This window comes from Pseudomonas sp. R25(2017) (assembly GCF_002112565.1).
GTDB lineage: Bacteria > Pseudomonadota > Gammaproteobacteria > Pseudomonadales > Pseudomonadaceae > Aquipseudomonas > Aquipseudomonas ekonensis.
This window is the reverse complement of sequence record NZ_NEHZ01000022.1, coordinates 31,176-48,321: the sequence shown is the minus strand read 5'-3', so window position 1 is coordinate 48,321 and position 17,146 is coordinate 31,176. Positions and strand designations below refer to the sequence as shown.

Genomic DNA, 17,146 nt, shown 5'->3' with positions numbered 1-17,146 from the left:
GGACTGAACTCATGCTTTAGAAGAGTTGGATAAACAGATTGACCGGGATCTCCCCCAGCGCGGCGCTGACGTACAGCTCCCTGTTTTTTGTGACTGCCCCGCTTGAGAAAAGTCCCTTCAGGTTTGTTTCCCCGGGGGCGAACGGCAGCATCACCCGGGTGTCGCCCCAACGCAGCGCGTCCACCTGGGGCACGGCACCGTTTTCCAGCAGGGCGGCGCAGCGGATCGGCACCACGATGATGGCCCGCTGTCCCTCATGCTCGCGGGCGAACGCGAGCACGTTGTGCGCCTGGCTGCCCAGCACCTCAAGGGCCTGATAGGAACCCCGGCGAAACAGCTCGGTGTGTTCGGCGCGCCGTTGCAGCGCCTGGGCGATCAACGCCTGCTTGAGGCGCCCGTCGCGCCACTGCGTCAGCAACTGCGCAACCGGCACGTCGGCCTGCAACGCCTGCTCCCGCGCCGGGTAGTCCACCGGCCGGCGGTTGTCCGGATCCACCAGGCTGAAGTCCCAGAACTCGTTGCCCTGATACAGGTCCGGCACCCCCGGCACGGTCATGCGCAGCAAGGTTTGCGCCAGCCCGTTCAGGGCGCCGGCGGCGGCGATGCCGTTGACCGACTTGGCCAGCGCGGTCCGCAGCAGTTCGCCTTCGGGGGCCAGCAGCAGTTGTTCGGCGAAGGTGTGCGCGGCGTGTTCGTAGGGCTCGTTCGGCGAACTCCAGCTGCTTTGCAGCTTGGCTTCGCGCAGGGCCTTGCGTTGCCACTGGACGATGCGCCCGGCGTACTCGGCCATGGACGCGTGATCGTCGAGATCCAGCTGCAACGGCCAACTGCCGACCAGCGCCTGGTAAAGGATCAGTTCGTCGCCGGACGACGGCACCTGGTCACCGCTGCGCAGGGGGCGGGCCAGGGCGCGCCACAGCTCGACCTGTTCGGCGTACCACGGGCCGCGCTCGCTGATCGCCGCCAGGCGCGCGCGGGTGTCTTCGCCGCGTTTGTGGTCGTGGGTGGCGGTGGTCAGCAGGTTGTCGGGAAAGCTCGCCAGACGCTGTCGGTTCGCCTCGTGGAAGTCGCTGACCGGGGCGCTGAAGCGTTCGGTGTCGTAACCCACGTCGTTGCGCGACAGCAGCACCGCCGAGCGGTACAGCGCGGTGTCCTCCACGGCTTTGGCGGCGGTGGGGGAGGTCAGTTGCTGAAAGCGCACGCAGGCATGGCGCAGGATCTTGCGCGGGCGGCCCCGGGGCCTGCTGCGCCAAGGGTCGCCGCCGAGCCAGCGGGCCAGGCACTCGAGCACCGGCCAATCGCTTTCGCCCAGGCTTTGGCGTGCGCCTTCCAGGGCTTGCCCGAAGAACACCTCGTCGCGGGCCGGACGCCCCAGCGGGCCGATGTAGGTGCGGTACACCGGGAAGTGCACGATCAGCGCCTGCAACGCCCGGCGGATCGAGCCCAGGGTGAGGTCGCGGGTCATCAGGTCGTCCCGCGCCACTTGCAGCAGGGCTTGGGCGACGCTCTCGCAGTCGCTGGCCAGCGAACCGTTAAGGATCTGCTGCCGCGCCAGTTGCGCTTCTTCGACGAACGCGGCGGGCCGCTCCGTGCGACGCTGCCAGAGTTCGCCGAGCACGTGCTCGCCGGCCGGGTCATGCTGCAGCAGCGATAGCTGGTTCATGAACTCGTAGCCGGTGGTGCCGTCCACCGCCCAGTCGGCGGGCAGCGTTTCGCCGGGGCCGAGGATCTTCTCGACATAGATCGGCAAGCGGCGCCCCGGCGTCAGCCGGTCCAGCCTTCTGCGCAGCTTGCGGCAGTAGCTGCGCGGGTCGGCCAGGCCGTCGATGTGATCGATGCGCAAACCGTCGACCAGGCCTTCGGCGATCAGGCGAAAGATCGTGCCGTGGGTGGCCTCGAACACCGCAGGCCGCTCGACCCGCAGGCCGCCCAGCTCGTTGACATCGAAGAAGCGCCGCCAGTTGATGTCATCGGCGGCGGTGCGCCAGCTGGCCAGCCGGTAGCTCTGGCGCTCCAGCAGGCGGTGCAGGCGGGCGAAGCCTTCTTCGGTCTTCGAGTCGTACAGCGTCAGGTTGCGTTCGATGGCCTGCAGGATCGGCCCGTCGTTCGCCAGTTCCGCCAGTTCTTGCTTGAGCGGGATCGACAGCGAGCGGGCGTCGCTCTGGTAACTGAGCGCCTCGAAACGGTCGGCCAGCGCCTTGAGCCGAGACCGGCGCTCCTCGTCCAGCGATTCGTCGGGCTTGAGCAGTTCGCCGTAGTCGCTGGGGCAGACCGGGAAGCGGTGTTCGTAGTGTTCGACGTGGAAGGCGCCGGCATCGAAGGCCAACGGCAGGGTGGCTTCCTGCAACGCGACGCCGTAGTCGCTGCCCAGGAACGGCAGCAGCAACTGGCCTTCCATCAACGGGTCGGGGGAGTGCCACTGGATGTCGAAGAACTCGCCGTAGGGGCTCAGGCGTCCCCATTCCAGCAGGTCGAGCCACCACGGGTTGTCGCCGCCGCCCACGGCCATGTGGTTGGAGACCACGTCCAGGATCAGGCCCATGCCGTGCTCGCGCAGGGCCGCCACCAACTGGCGCAGCGCCGCTTCGCCGCCGAGCTCCGGGTTGACCCGGGTCGGGTCGACCACGTCGTAGCCGTGCAGGGAGCCGGCCCGTGCGGCGAGCAGCGGCGAGGCGTACACATGGCTGATGCCCAGCCGGGCAAAATACGGCACCAGCGGGATCGCCTGCGCGAGGGTGAACCCCTTGTGGAACTGCAGCCGCACCGTGGCGCGCAGCGGCCGGGCCGGCGGCGCGCTCATCGGTCACGCTCGGCGGCCTGCAGGCGAGCGCAGGCGAGCAGTTCCAGGCGCCGTGCGGCGTCCGCGCCGTCGAGCAACGCTTCGCCGAGGCCCGGCAAGCGCCTCGACCAGTTGGGGTGGGAGTCGAGGGTGCCGGGCAGGTTGGCTTGCTCGTCCAGGCCCAATGCATCTTCCAGCGGCAACAGCACCAGCGGCGCCCGGGTATGGCCGAGGAAACGCACGCTGGCGTCCACCACCTGATCGGCCTCGTGGGATTCCTCGCGAAAGTTCTGCGGATCCTGGCTCAGGGCGGCGCGCAGGCCTTCGCGCTCCCGCTCGCGGTAGCGGCGCCAGTCGATTTCGCCGTTGGCGTCGATCAGCCCCAGGCGCGCGTTCCAGTCGATGTCGCGGCCGTGCCACCAGCCGTTGAGCGTCGGCAGGTCGTGGGTGCTGGTGGTGGCCAGCGCGTTGTCGGGCCAGTCGAGGATCGGCTTGAAACGGGTGTTGTCCTGTTCGAACAGCAGCACGCGCATGCCGAGCATTCCCCGGGCGCTGAGCTTTTCCCGCAGCCCGTCGGGCACGGTGCCCAGGTCCTCGCCCAGCACGATGGCCTGATGGCGGTGGGACTCAAGCGTCAGCAGGCGCAGCAGGTCGTCCACCGGGTAGTACAGGTAGGCGCCGTCCGCCGGGGCCGAGCCGTTGGGGATCACCCACAGGCGTTGCAGGCCCATGACATGGTCGATGCGCAGGCCGCCGGCGTGGGCGAAGTTGGCGCGGAGCATGTCGATGAAGGCGCGGAAGCCGTTGCGCACCAGGCCCTCGGGGGAGAATGCGGAGATGCCCCAGCCTTGGCCGCTGCGGTTGAGGATGTCCGGCGGCGCGCCGACCGTCAGCGAGGCGAGCAATTCGTCCTGGAAGCTCCAGGCCTGGCTGCCCGCGCCGTCGGCGCCCACCGCCAGGTCGGCGATCAGGCCGATGCCCATGCCGGCGCTGCGGGCGGCGGTCTGCGCGCGCTCCAGGCCGCGGTGGATCAGCCACTGGCAAAAGGCGAAGTAGCCGATGCGGTCGGCCTGCGCCTCGGCGAACGCCTTCAGCGCCGCGCCTTGCGGGTCATGCCACTGGGGCGGCCATTGGCGCCAGTCGAGGCTTTCGCCGTTGGCGGCGCGCATGGCCTGGATCGCCTCGAACCGGCAGTGGTTCTCCAGCGCTTCGCCGCCGGCATGGCGGAAACTGGCGAAGTCCGGATGCAGCGGGTGCTGGCCGGCGATGAACCCGTCGTACAGGGCCTGCAGCAGCGTTTGCTTGGCGTCGGCGGCGGCCGGCCAGTCGATCAGCGTGAGGTCTTCCAGGTGCCTGAAGCGGTCGCTCAGGCCGCTGCTGTCGATCGCATCGCGCAGGGCCCGCTCGCCCAGGATCATTCCCGGCGCGGCGTACAGGGCATTGAGGAACAGGCGGCTGGACGGCGAATAGGGGCTGTAGCGCCCGGTGTCGGCACTGAACATCGCGTGCAGCGGGCTGATCGCCAAGGCATCGGCGCCGCGTTCGCCGGCCACCCGGGCCAGTTCCTCCAGGGCCTGGGTGTCGCCGAAGCCTCCGTCGCCGGGGCGGCGCAGGCCGTACAGTTGCACGCTCAGCCCCCAGGCGCGGGGAACCGGTTGGTCCACCGCGTCGGCGACGGTGTAGCAGCGCGGCGGCGCCACGGCCAGGGTGAAGCGCTGGCCGGCGATGTGCACGTTTTGGTAGCCCACCGGAACCAGGCCCGGCAGCCGGGCCTGGTCGTCCAGCCTCAGGGACAGGCGTGCGCCGTCTTCAAGGTGGATTTCGCAAGGTGTGTCGGCCTCGAAGTAGCGGGCCAGGTCCAATGGCGTATCGACATCGACGGTCAACAGGGGCGGCAGGCGGCGTTCCTGCTGGCGTTGCTGCAGCTCCAGCAGGCTGGCGTCGATCTCCTGGGCGGTGCCGGCCGGATGGCCGAGTTCGGTGAGCACCGCGCGCAACACCGCCGGAGCGACCTTCTGCGGGCGGCCGTTGGCGTCGATCCAGTCCACGGCGAGGCCTGCCCGGCTGGCGAGGATTTCCAGTTGCGCATCACTCATGCACGCTCTCCGTCAAAGGGGGCAAAGGGGTGGCGGCCGTGAGGCTGACCAGCGCGCAGTGCGCAGGCAGCAGGCCCGGTTCGGGCCACTCGTCGGCGGTTGCCGGGAACAACCGCCGGGCGTCAGGGCGTGGAGGGTTGACCTGCGGCGAGTCGCTCAGGTTCAGGTCGATTCGCAGTTCGCTGCCGTCGCCCAGCCGCCAGCGTGCGCTGACGGCGCCATGGCCGAGTACTTGAGTGCCCAGGGCCTGGGTGCCGGGCAGGTGCGGGATGATGTGCCGGTGACGCAGCTGCAGCAGCTGCCGGTACAGCGCCAGGGTGGCGTGTTGCCGGGGCGTGGCGGTGCCTGCCGGCCGTGGTTGCGAAGCGAGGAAGGTGCGTTCGGCGTTGGGGTCGGGAATCCGCTCCCGTGCGTGCGGGTCGGCGAACGCGCTGAAGGCGGCGAATTCGTTGCGCCGGCCTTCGCGCACAAGTTTCGCCAGTTCGCCGTGATGGCTGGTGAAGAACAGGAACGGCTGTTCGGCGGCGTATTCGTCGCCCATGAACGTCAACGGAATCATCGGCGACAGCAGGAGCAGCACCGTGGCGGCTTGCAGCGCCTTGGGCGCGGCCAATTGATGCAGGCGCTCGCCTAGGGCGCGGTTGCCGATCTGGTCGTGGTTCTGCAGGAACAGCACGAAGGCCGTCGAAGGCAGGTGTTCGCTGGGCTCGCCCCGTGGCGTGCCGTGGCGGGAGATGTCGCCCTGGAACACGAAGCCCTGGCTCAGGCACCGGGCCAACTGTTCGGTCGGGTGTTCGGCGAAGTCGGCGTAGTAGGCGTCGGTCTCGCCGGTCAGGAGTACGTGAAGGGCGTTGTGGCCGTCGTCGTTCCACTGGGCGTCGTAGGCCTCTTCGAGCAAGCTGGCCTGATTTTGTTCGTTTTCCAGGGTCAGCCAGACGTGGCGGGCCGGATCCACCTGCCGGCGCACGCGATGGGCCAGTTCCTGGAGGAAGTCCGGATCCTCGATGGCGTGCACCGCGTCCAGGCGCAGCCCGTCGAAGCGGTACTCAAGCAGCCACATCAGCGCGTTTTCGATGAAGAAGTCCCGCACTTCGCGGCGGCGGAAGTCGATGGCCGCGCCCCAGGGCGTGTGCTTGTCCTCACGGAAAAAGCCCTTGGCGTAGCGGTGCAGGTAATTGCCGTCGGGGCCGAAATGGTTGTAGACCACGTCGAGGATCACCGCCAGGCCATGTCCGTGGGCGCTGTCGATCAGGTGTTTGAGGTGTTCCGGCGTGCCGTAGGACGCCTGCGGGGCATAGGGCAGGACGCCGTCGTAGCCCCAGTTGCGCTCACCGGGAAACTGCGCGACCGGCATCAGCTCGATGGCGGTGAAGCCGAGCCCCGCGAGACGTTGCAGGTGCTGCTCGACCTCGGCGAAACCGCCCATGGCGCCGACGTGCAGTTCGTGGATCACCGCTTCGTTCCAGGGCCGGCCGTGCCAGGTGGTGTGCCGCCAGGCATAGGCATGGGGGTCGACCACCACGCTGGGCCGCGTAAAACCACCGTCCTGCGCCCTGGAGGCCGGATCCGGCACCTCCAGTTCGCCGTCGATGCTGAAGCGGTAGCGGCTGCCGGCCGGACACGGGGTCTTGATCACGAACCAGCCGTCGGCCTGGGGCAGCATCGGCAGCGAGCGGCCGCCGTCCAGTTCGACGCTGACGTAGAACGCATCCGGCGCCCACAGGGCGAACTGCGTGTGCCCGGTCTCCAGCAGGGTTGCGCCGTGGGGCCAGGTTTCAAGGGACCGTGACGGCATCGCTGACAACCTCCCTGGTTATTTGTGGCTCGCTTTGCCCAGCGCCTTGGCCACCAATTGCTCGTAGAGTTCGGCGTAGGGCTCGACGGCCTTGCACCAGTTGAACGGCGCGGCCATCGCCCGGCAGCGCATGGCGTTGAGCAGGCCGGGGTAGGCGAACACCTTGAAGGCGCGGCTCAACGCTTCGCGGTAACTGTCGGCCGTGGATTCGTTGAACAGGAAACCCGTGACGCCGTTCTCGATGGTATCGGCCAGGCCGCCGGTGTTGCGCGCCACCGGCAGCGAGCCGAAACGCTGGGCGTACATCTGGCTCAATCCGCAGGGCTCGTAACGCGAGGGCATCAGCAGGAAATCGCTGCCGGCGAACATCCGCCGGGCGTCGGTCTCGTTGAAGCCGATGCGCACGCCGATCCGCCCCGGAAAGCGCAACGCCAGTTCACGCATGGCCTGTTCCTCTTCCGGTTCGCCGCGGCCGATGATCGCGATCTGGCCGCCGTTGCGTACTATGTACTCCGACACCGCCTCGGTCAGGTCCAGGCCTTTCTGGTAGACCAGCCGCGAGACCACGGCGAACAGCGGGCCGTCGCAATCGTCCAGGCCGAACAGCTCGCGCACATGGGCGGCGTTGGTCGCCTTGCCGTCCCAGTCGCCGATGGCGAACGGCGCGAACAGGTGCGGGTCGGTCGCCGCGTCCCAGCTCTCGTCGATGCCGTTGGGGATGCCGCTGAGCAGGCCTTGCTGGGTCTTGGCGGCGAGGAAACCGTCCAGGCCGCAGCCGAAGTCCGGCGTGGTGATCTCCTGCGCATAAGTGGCGCTGACCGTGGTGATGTGGCTCGAATAAGCCATGCCGGCCTTGAGGAACGACATCTTGCCGTAGAACTCCATGCCTTCCTGTTGCAGGGCATGGGCGGGGATGCCCAGTTCCGGGCAGGAGCCCAGGCTGGTGACGCCCTGGTAGGCCAGGTTGTGGATGGTGAACAGGGTCGGGGTGCGCTGCCCGCGCCAGTGCATGTAGGCGGGGGCCAGGCCGGCGGGCCAGTCATGGGCGTGCACCAGGTCCGGGCACCAGTGGATCTGCGCCAGGTTGGCGGCGATGTCGGCGGCGGCGAGGCCCAGGCGGGCGAAGCGGATATGGTTGTCCGGCCAGTCGCGGCCGTTGTTGGCGCCGTAGGGCGAACCCTCGCGGGCATAGAGTTCGGGGCAGATCAGCACATAGATGACCAAGCCGTCGGGCATGTCCATGCGCCCGATCTTGCACGGCGGCAACGCCGCGTGGCCGCCCAGTTCGCCGACGACGTGGATCGGGTTTTCGCTGTTCATCACTTGCGGGTAGCCGGGGATCAGCACGCGGACATCGTGCAGGTGGGCCATGGCCCGGGGCAGGGCGGCGGAGACGTCGCCCAGGCCGCCGGTCTTGACCAGGTCGGCGATCTCCGAGGTGACGAACAGCACTTTCTTGCGGTTGGGGTTCTGGCCGGTCGCGGGCGTCAGCGGACGGGCCACCGGGGCGTTGATCGACCGGCTGCCGGAAACGGTCATGGCGTTCGCGTCGCCGAGGGACGAATGGGCACGCTCTCCCTGAATATCCAATGCCGCTCTGATCATTTGAATCTCCCGTGTCTTTGAACTGATTCTTGTCTGGAACAAGCGATGTCCATGGCCGGATCCTGTGGCCGGGCGCAAACGCGCCATGCATCGGAGAGCACACGCTACCCAACACGCGCAAGCAGAATGGGTGAAGAGGCCATTGCAAGAGTCGAACCAGCCGCCTTGGCCCTGTCTTTCTGATGACCTGTCGCGATCAGCAAAAGTTTCTATTGTTTTTCTACTTTGTGACCGGTCGGTCTTGTGCCGCGAAAATCAGTCTAGGCCAGATCCTAGAGCGGGCCATGACAAACGCATGAATTGTTTGACAATCCGTTTCCGGGCCTTGGAAACCGTGGGCTGCGGGGCGAGACGCACCGACGAAGTGCAGGTTTTGCGGCGGGCTTGGCCCCAAGTTGGTGACCGGTCAGTCACGATTCCGGGCGCGGGGAAGGGGCAGGTGCACTATTGCGGTGCGGTGGGCGGGGAGACAGTCAGGCATCATCGCGGGCAGGTTCGTGGCTACAGCATTCGACTGTAGACGCGTGCCTGCCCGCGAGGGCGGCGTCAGTTGAGCAAGCGCAGCGGTTCACCGGCGGCCCAGGCCTGAATGTCTTCGATCATCTGCGAAAAGAACAGGCTGTAGTTCTGCCGGCTGACATAACCGACATGAGGCGTGGCCAGTACGTTATCCAGCGTGCGCAACGGATGCAGCGCCGGCAGCGGCTCCTGGTCGAACACGTCCAGCGCGGCCCCGGCGATCTGGCGCTTCTGCAAGGCCTTGATCAGCGCCGCTTCGTCGACGATCGGGCCCCGCGCCGTGTTGACCAGCAACGCCGTCGGCTTCATCCAGCCCAATGCCTGGGCATCCACCAGGCCGCGGCTGCGCTCGCCGAGCACCAGGTGCACCGACAGCACATCGGCCTGTTCGAACAGTGCCTGCTTGCCGACCAGGGTGACGCCGGCCTGCGCCGCGCGTTCGGCCGTGAGGTTCTCGCTCCAGGCGATCACGCGCATGCCGAACACTTGACCGAACTGCGCCACCCGCTGACCGATGGCGCCAAGGCCCAGGATGCCCAGGGTCTTGCCGTGCAGGTCGCCGCCCAGGCCTTGCTGCCACTGGCCGGCGCGCAGGGCGTTGGCTTCGTTGACCAGGTTGCGGGTGGCGGCCATGACCAGCGCCCAGGTCAGTTCCGGTGCGGCGTGCTTGTAGCTGTCGGTGCCGCAGACCTTGATCCCCAGCCGGGCGGCAGCCGGCATGTCCAGCGCGGCGTTGCGCATGCCGCCGGTGACCAGCAGCTTGAGGTTCGGCAGGCGCCCGAGCAGGTCTTCGTCGAAGCGGGTGCGTTCGCGCATCACGCAGATCACGTCGAAACGGGCCAGGCGGGTGGCCAGGGTGGCGTTGTCCGCCGGGTAGTCGTGAAGGAACGTCACCTCGCCCAGCGGGTCCAGCACCGACCAGTCGACCACGTCGCGGGCCACGTCCTGCCAGTCATCGAGCACTGCAATCTGTACCGCCATCAGCCTTACCTCTTCAACGAACGGGAGGGGGGTTGTCCAGCCAGCCCAGCAGCGCCTGGTGGAACTGCGCGGGCTCTTCCATCTGCGGCGCATGGCCAAGGCCCGGGAACTCCACCAGCGTGGACTGCGGGATCAGCCGGGCGACCTGTTTGCCGAGCTCGTCGTAACGGCCGATCCGGGCTTTCACCGGCGGCGGAGCGATGTCCTTGCCGATGGCCGTGGTGTCCGACGTGCCGATCAGCAGCAGGGTCGGCATCTTCAGGTCCTTGAACTCGTAGTAGACGGGCTGGGTGAAGATCATGTCGTAGATCAGCGCCGAGTTCCAGGCGACCTGAGTCTTGCCCGGGCCGTTGCTCAAGCCCGCGAGCATGTCCACCCAACGGTCGAACTCAGGCTTCCAGCGGCCGCCGTAATAGGTGCTGCGCTCGTAGTCGCGGATGCCTTGGGCGGTGACCTTCAGTTCGCGCTGATACCACTGGTCCACGGTGCGGTAAGGGACGCCGAGGGCTTTCCAGTCTTCCAGGCCGATGGGGTTGACCAGCGCCAGCCGTTCGACCTGGTCGGGGTAAAGCAAGGCGTAGCGGGTGGCCAGCATGCCGCCGGTGGAATGGCCCAGCAGCGTGGCTTTCTGCACGCCCAGCGCCTTGAGCAATTGCTGGGTGTTGGCCGCCAGTTGCTGGAACGTGAACTGGTACTGCGCGGGTTTGCTGGAGGTGCAGAAGCCGATCTGGTCCGGGGCGATCACCCGGTAGCCGGCGTCGCTCAGGGCTTTGATCGAGCCGTCCCAGGTGGCGCCGCAAAAGTTCTTGCCGTGCATCAGCACCACGGTGCGCCCGTTGGCCTTGCCGTGGGCGGCGACATCCATGTAGCCCATCTGCAGGGATTGGCCTTGGGACTGGAAGGCGAAGTGCTTGAGCGCGTAGGGGTATTCGAAACCTTGCAGTTCGGGGCCGTACTGCGGGGCTTCGGCCAGTGCGGTCAATGGCAGGGCAGTCAACGGCAGGGCGGTGCTCAGGAACAGGCCGGGCAACCAGCGGCGGAGCGGGACGGGCATGGGACGGACTCCGGTGGAAATCGGCCGATGCTGGAACGGCCGGATTAGGGCGACGTTAAACACAGGCAATACCCGCACGGGAACGTTCAACCGGCCCAGCCCAGGGTCAGCAGGGCCAGCACCCCGTAGCGGGCGCCCTTGGCGAACGTGACGATGAGCAGGAAACGAGCGAGCGGTTCGCGCATGGCGCCCGCCACCAGCGTCAGCGGATCGCCGATCACCGGCAGCCAGCTGAACAGCAGCGACCAGCGACCGAAGCGCCGGTAGTGGGTACGGGCGCGGTCCATGTGCCGTGGGCTGACCGGAAACCAGCGCCGGTCCTGATACCGCTCAAGCCCCCGTCCCAGCCACCAGTTCACCAGCGAGCCGAGGACGTTGCCCACCGTCGCCACCGCCAGCAGGCCCCAGAGCCAGTAGCGGTCGCTGGCCAGCAGGCCCACCAGCGCCGCTTCCGATTGCAGGGGCAGCAAGGTCGCCGCCCCGAACGCGGCCAGGAACAGCCCGACGTACGCCGTGGCCATCAGTGGGCCGGGTAGTCCGCCACCACCACATCAGTGCCGTCCTTTTTCAGGCCGATGACCTGATAGGCGTCGCTCATGCCGTCCATCTCCATGCCCGGCGAGCCCATCGGCATGCCCGGTGCGGCCACGCCGAGCAGGTCGTCGCGCTGGCTCAGGGCCCGCACCTGTTCGGCGGGCACGTGGCCTTCGACGAACTTGCCGTTGAGGATCGCCGTGTGGCAGGACGCCAGGCGCGGCGGTACGCCGTGCTGTTGCTTGAAGGCGCTCATGTCGGACTCGACATGATCCTCGACCTTGAAGCCGTTGGCCTCCAGGTGGCTGACCCACTTCTTGCAGCAGCCGCAGTTGGCGTCGCGGTGGACTTCGATCGGGATGAGGTCGGCGGCCTGGGCCAGGGAAGAGAAGAGCAGGACGCCCAGGGCGGTCAGACGCAGGAGGTTTGGCATGGCAGGTTCTCGACTCGGGTGACGGCCAGAAAAGGAACGCATTCTGACCGGTTTTTCCGGCTCGGCATCAACGGAGTGTTTCCAATTAATACGAAGCGGGCTGACAGCATGATCCTAGATCAAGGCTGTCAGCCCGCTGAGCGCCAGATGACAAATCCGTCAGCCGCGCAAGGTTCACCGCACCTTGAACCGCCCCATGATCGCGCTCACCCGGCCGTTCGCCTCTGCCAGCTGGCGGGTGTTGAGTTCGCTGGCCTGGCCGCTCTGCACCAGTTCGTCGACCATCTGCCGGATCTGCACCATGCTGCGGTTGATCTCTTCGGTCACGGCGCTTTGCTGTTCGGCGGCGGTGGCGATCTGGGCGCTGAGGCTGTTGATGTGGCCGACGGAGCCGGCCATCTCGTCCAGCCCGGCGTTGACCCGGGCGGTGGCGTCAGCGGCCGACTGGCAGCTGGCCTGGGTGTTTTCCATGGCGCTGACCGACGAACTCACGCCCTGGGTCAGGCGGGTCAGCATTTCGTTGATTTCCGAGGTGCTGGCCTGGGTGCGGGCGGCGAGGGCACGGACTTCATCGGCCACCACGGCAAAGCCGCGGCCCTGCTCGCCGGCGCGGGCCGCTTCGATGGCGGCGTTAAGGGCCAGCAGGTTGGTCTGGCCGGCGATGGCGCCGATCACCCCGAGGATCTCGGTGATGCGCTGGGCGTCCTGTTGCATGCTTTCGACCTTGTGGGTGGCGCTGGCCACTTCGTCGATCAGCGCCACCACGCTGCCGGAGGCTTCGCCGACGACGACCCGCGAGCGGTCGGCGTTCTCGTTGGCGCGGCGGGTGAACGCGGCGGTCTCGGCGGCGTTCTGCGCGACGCTTTCGGCGGTGGAGCTCATTTCATTGATGGCCGTGACGGTCTGGTCGGTTTCCGAGGCGTGGCGCAACAGGATCTGGCTGGTATGCGCGGAGGTGCGTTGCAGGTTGTCCAGGCTCGAGGCCATGGCGCCGGTGGCCTGGGTCACTTCGCCGATCATGTTCTGCAGATAGGCGATGAACGCATTGACCGAATGGCCGATGGCCCCCAGTTCGTCCTCGGCGCGGATGGTGATGCGCCGGGTCAGGTCGGCGTCGCCGCTGGACAGGGAATCGATGTTGGCCTTGAGGGCCTTCATGCGCTGAATCAGTTGGCGGATGGCATAGACCTGCCACAGCACCAGCAGGATCACCAACGGAATCTGCAAGAGGCTCAGGGTGCCGAGCACGTCGTCGCGCTGGGCGGTGATGGTGCTTGTCGGCAGGGCGGTGGCCAGGAACCACGGGGTGCCTTCGATCGGGCGCATGAAGAAGGTGCTGGCTTCGCCGTTGTCGTCGAACTCGCTGCGCTGGGTCCGGTCGCGCTGCTGCAGGCCGGCCTTGACCTGGCTGGCGAAGGGCGAATTCAGCTCGCTGATGTTCTTGAGCACGATCGGGCCGCTGATGCGCGAGCTGTTGCTGATGATCTTGCCGTCGGCCTCGACGATCAGCATTTGCGCGTTGAGGTCCTTTTCCTTGCGCGCCACCAGGTCGTTGAAGAAGCCCAGCGTCACGTCGATGGTCGACACGCCCCAGGCCGCGCCGTTCTTCTGGATGGCCATGGCGCAGTTGGTGCGCGGCTCGGCGCTGGCGTCGTCCTTGTAGGCGGCGGCCCAGGCGCACTGGCCGCGCGGGGTCTGCATGCCGCCCTTGTACCAGCTCTGGTCGTAGTAGTTGGGGGCCGCGTCGCTGTTCCAGAAGGTGTTCACAGCCAGTTTGCCCGAGGCGTCGCGGTGCCAGAACGTGCTGAATTTGTTGCGTCCGGCCTCACGCTGGCCCGGCAGCGGCCAAATACCGCCGCCGAACACCTTGAGTTCGCCGTACTGATCCACCAGGCCCGGCAGCACCGTGTCGATGGCCGCGCTGTCGAGCAGGGGGACGGTCTGGGTGATGCTGCGTTGCTGGGCCTGGACCTTGTTCAGTTCGCCCTGGATCTGTTCGGCGACTTCGGCGATCCGGTTGAGCGCCACTTGCTCCTCGGTCTGGCGCAGCTTGGGCGCGACCAACTGACTGATGCCGACCACGGTCAACACAGAGAGCAAGAGGATGAATAGAACCAGAAACAACGTGTAGCGAGCCTGAATGGTGCGGAATGCGGGCATGAAGACCAGTCCTTGAGCGGCGATTCTTATTGTGGGCAGCGAAAAAAACACGCAGGTGTCCTTAGCTATCGTCGGCGTTTCGCGAAGCTTTAGGTACTTTCGTGCCAGAACGGCAGTGGGCGACAAACGGGCGTATCCGAACTGTTACAGAGAAACTAACCGAACCGTACGTTAGAGCAAAATAACTACTTCCGCCGTTCGCTTATGCCGCTCTGGGTCAATGGATTCGGGGTGTCCGTCATTTGTGTCAAGAATGTACAAGAATTGTAAAAAAGGACAGAAAACGGTTGGTGCTATCACTTTGCCGGCCGATACTCGCGTCCAATCAAGTCGTTCACCAAGGACTTTCCATGTTCATCCCGCAAGGAGCCCAATCATGACCGTCGGCTATACCGGCGCCTGGCAAAGCAAGGCAGGCTTGTTGGTCAGAGACACCCGTTCATCGAGCAAGCCCGTCTCCCAAAGCGTCAAGGTCAAGCAGATGCTCGCCCTGGTGGGCAACGACCCCACCGCGCTCAACACGGCGGAGATGGACAGGCAGCGCCTGCACAAGAACATCAAGGGGTTCGATCCGGAAAACGTTTCGCCCAAGCAACTGGGCACCCTGAGCACGTTCCTGCGCAGCCGCGGGCTGATCTCCGACATCACCGCGATGACCTTGCTCAACGCCGGCGACAAGTTCGACCGCTTCGGCGTCCAGAAGGATCCGGATGCCAAGTTCAACGCACTGGAGTATTTTGCCACCCAACTGGACACCATCCAGAACAACAACCTCAAGGGCAACAAGTACGCCAACGGGTTGATTCCGGAATACAAGAAAGCCATTTACGTGCTGCAGAACCTGAAGACGTACGGACAGGGCGGCGAACGTGCCCTTCCGAGCGACAAGGGCGTCAACGCCAAGGCGTGACGAACGACAAAGGCCCGCCCCCTCAAGGCGGGCCTTTTTTGCGTCAAGGCCGGGCGCTCCGCTGCAGGTCGTCCTGCAGACCCTGCATGTAAGGGCAGTGCAATGTCAGCGCGCATTGCCGAACGCCCCGGTGGAACAGCGCCAGCCAGCCGTTGCTCCCGTCATCCGGCGTCACGCCGCAAAACACGAACCCGGCCTGCGACAGGGTCTGCAGATCCGAGGCGAAGTCCTGCCCCAACCTGAGCCTGAGGGAAATCCGCCAGCGTTCCGGGAGGCCGATCAACTGCCGGGCCAACTCCGCGTCGAGCGCCTCAAACACCCCATCGTAGCGGTCGCCGCGCAAGCGCAGGCGTGCCGCGGGTCCGACCCAGGGCTCCGCTCGGTGATCCGTGCCGAAGACATCGCACAGGTGCTGCATGAGGCGCCGAGAACTGTGTGGCCAACGTTGTGCAGGCAGAGGCCGCCGATGGCCGGCGAGGGGCCGGTAACCGATGACGACGGACTCCGGTTCCGGATCGCCGACGGGCGAGGGCGCGTAGTCCGCAAACAGGGCGGTGCCGTGAAAACCCAGCGTCTCGGCCATGCGCTGGGTGTAGGGGTGCCGGGTCACTTGCTTGATCGTCACGCCCCGGTAGCCCATGGCCTCGGCTTGGGTCAACAGCTCCCGGCCCAGCCGTGTCGCGATGCTTCGGCCGCGGGCATCGGGGTGCACCACGCTCAGCGCCAGTTCGGCGGTGCGCCCGCCCTCGTCGCGGATCAGCGCCGCATGCCCCACCACCCGGTCAGCGCTCACCGCCAGCAGGGAGTGCCAGCGGCCATCCGTTTGGTTCTGGGTGATCATGCGGGGCAGATACACCTGGGGTTGAACGTAATGGTGTGCGTAGACCTCGCGGAACAACTGAGTCACGGCGGCCGCATCGTCGCTGCGGTAGCGCCGCAGAGTGACCGGCTCCATCACGGCTGCTCCTGGGGCTGATTTTGGTAGGGGCGCAGATCCACCACCCGCCGGCATTTGCCCGAGCGCGGATGGCGCAGCAACTGCTGCACCGTGCAGCGGCCGATGCGCAGCTCCAGCAAACCGTCGGCGATCAACCGTTCGATCTGCGGGTTCTGTGCGGTCAGCGCATCGCGCAGCGATTGTCCGGCGGTCCCGACATCCGGCTTTGAAGTGTCCGGCACCCAGTTCAGGCTGACGAAGTCCCGGCCTTCGCATTGCTCGATGAGCAGCTGCCAATCGTCACTGGCGGTGATGCGCCGCACGCACTCGCCGATGGCGTGCGGCTCCAGGCTCAGGATGCCGACCCGCACCCGCTGGCTGTCGCTGCTGCGGCCCGTCAGCGCGAATTTGCGCTGCGGCGTTCCGGGCGGCTCCCGCCAGCAGGCGCGGTCGCCGACCGGATAGCGGATCAACGGCATCAGGCGGCGGGTGAGGTTAGTGACCACCAGCCGGCCGGGGCGGTTGCAGGCTTCGATCGCTTCGCCCGTTTCCTCATCGAGGATCTCCAGCAGGCTGTGGCCGTCCGGCGTGCGGTGTTCATCCATCGCGCAATCGGGGTGGCGGGTGCCGATGAGCCCGGCATCGACGCTGGCGTAACCGATGGACGCCACGCGAGCCCGGGGAAAGGCCCGTTCGAGCAATCGCCGCTGGCCGGCGAATACGCTTTCGCCGCCGTAGAGCAAGGCCGTGACGCCCTCAAGCGTCTGGCCCCGGCCGGCGAGCCAGGCGGCGAACGTCAGCAGTTGCGCGGGCACGCCAGCCAATACGTTGATCCGATTGCGCACGACCGCCTCGGCCAGGGGCGCCGGATCCACGCTGCCGGTGAAGGGGTACTCGGTGATGGCGGTTCCGACGTGCGCGAGGGCATCGTGGACGAAAATGAAACTGGCATACAGATCGCCGACAAAGAACAGGTTGGCCACCCGGTCGCCGTGGTTCAGTTGCAGGGCCAGGCTGCGGCCGAAGTCCCGGGTCAGCATGTGCCATTCGTCACGGCTGAACACCGACAGCTTGCCGTCGCCGGTGGTGCCGCCGGTCTTGAACACCAGGGCGCCGTCTGCCTCACCCGTCAGCACCGGCCAGCGGTCAAGGTGTTGAGCGTCTTTCCAGTATTCGCCGGGATCGACGACCGGCAGTTGAGACAGTGAACCGAAGTCCCGGGGGGCGTCTGCATGAAGCAGTCGGTAGTAGCGCGAATGCCGACGGGCGAACGTCACCAGCCCGTTCAGCGTTGAAGTGCTCAGCATAATGTTCTCGACAGTGGATTCAGGGAGAGTGAGCGC

Annotated in this window: 11 protein-coding genes and 2 pseudogenes; 1 reads left to right on the top strand and 12 read right to left on the bottom strand. The window is 66.7% G+C overall.

What is annotated here, in order from left to right:
* Positions 1–16: 16 nt before the first annotated feature.
* From CAG31_RS24615 to CAG31_RS29110, 10 genes and pseudogenes are all read right to left on the bottom strand, one after another.
* The gene (locus tag CAG31_RS24615) at positions 17–2,800 is read right to left on the bottom strand and encodes a malto-oligosyltrehalose synthase (protein WP_085586094.1); all 2,784 of its coding nucleotides are present in this window, start codon (positions 2,798–2,800) and stop codon (positions 17–19) included.
* Positions 2,797–4,875 (bottom strand): 4-alpha-glucanotransferase, encoded by a 2,079-nt coding sequence (gene malQ, locus CAG31_RS24610; protein ID WP_085586092.1) that lies wholly within the window; start codon positions 4,873–4,875, stop codon positions 2,797–2,799. Before malQ ends, CAG31_RS24615 begins: the two co-directional genes overlap by 4 nt.
* Positions 4,868–6,670, bottom strand: coding sequence for a malto-oligosyltrehalose trehalohydrolase (gene treZ / locus CAG31_RS24605; RefSeq protein WP_085586090.1), 1,803 nt, complete (start codon positions 6,668–6,670; stop codon positions 4,868–4,870). The genes malQ and treZ overlap by 8 nt, the downstream gene beginning before the upstream one ends.
* Positions 6,671–6,688: 18 nt before the next feature.
* A complete protein-coding gene (glgA, locus tag CAG31_RS24600; protein ID WP_085586088.1) occupies positions 6,689–8,275 on the bottom strand; it encodes a glycogen synthase GlgA in 1,587 nt (528 codons plus the stop codon).
* A gap of 546 nt (positions 8,276–8,821) precedes the next feature.
* On the bottom strand, positions 8,822–9,775 hold the full coding sequence (locus tag CAG31_RS24595; protein WP_085586086.1) for a D-2-hydroxyacid dehydrogenase family protein: 954 nt from the start codon (positions 9,773–9,775) through the stop codon (positions 8,822–8,824).
* 13 nt (positions 9,776–9,788) lie between these two features.
* Positions 9,789–10,829, bottom strand: coding sequence for an alpha/beta fold hydrolase (locus CAG31_RS24590; protein WP_085586084.1), 1,041 nt, complete (start codon positions 10,827–10,829; stop codon positions 9,789–9,791).
* A gap of 86 nt (positions 10,830–10,915) precedes the next feature.
* Entirely contained in the window at positions 10,916–11,350 is a 435-nt protein-coding gene (locus CAG31_RS24585) for a YqaA family protein (protein ID WP_085586081.1), read from the bottom strand.
* Entirely contained in the window at positions 11,350–11,796 is a 447-nt protein-coding gene (locus CAG31_RS24580; protein ID WP_085586079.1) for a DUF411 domain-containing protein, read from the bottom strand. The genes CAG31_RS24585 and CAG31_RS24580 overlap by 1 nt, the downstream gene beginning before the upstream one ends.
* Positions 11,797–11,970: 174 nt before the next feature.
* Positions 11,971–12,498: pseudogene (locus CAG31_RS29115) on the bottom strand (methyl-accepting chemotaxis protein); the annotation flags it as partial.
* Positions 12,499–12,831: 333 nt separating this feature from the next.
* Positions 12,832–13,956, bottom strand: a pseudogene (locus CAG31_RS29110) (cache domain-containing protein); the annotation flags it as partial.
* Positions 13,957–14,332: 376 nt separating this feature from the next.
* On the opposite strand from CAG31_RS29110, the gene CAG31_RS24570 reads away from it, so the two are divergent.
* Complete coding sequence (locus tag CAG31_RS24570; protein ID WP_085586075.1) at positions 14,333–14,866, top strand: hypothetical protein; 534 nt, start codon at positions 14,333–14,335, stop codon at positions 14,864–14,866.
* 43 nt (positions 14,867–14,909) lie between these two features.
* Here the strand turns inward: CAG31_RS24570 and CAG31_RS24565 are convergent, their stop codons facing one another.
* Both CAG31_RS24565 and CAG31_RS24560 read right to left on the bottom strand, forming a co-directional pair.
* Positions 14,910–15,821, bottom strand: a complete 912-nt coding sequence (locus tag CAG31_RS24565) for a GNAT family N-acetyltransferase (RefSeq protein ID WP_085586073.1) — start codon at positions 15,819–15,821, stop codon at positions 14,910–14,912.
* Positions 15,821–17,110 (bottom strand): phenylacetate--CoA ligase family protein, encoded by a 1,290-nt coding sequence (locus CAG31_RS24560; RefSeq protein ID WP_085586071.1) that lies wholly within the window; start codon positions 17,108–17,110, stop codon positions 15,821–15,823. The genes CAG31_RS24565 and CAG31_RS24560 overlap by 1 nt, the downstream gene beginning before the upstream one ends.
* Positions 17,111–17,146: the final 36 nt, after the last annotated feature.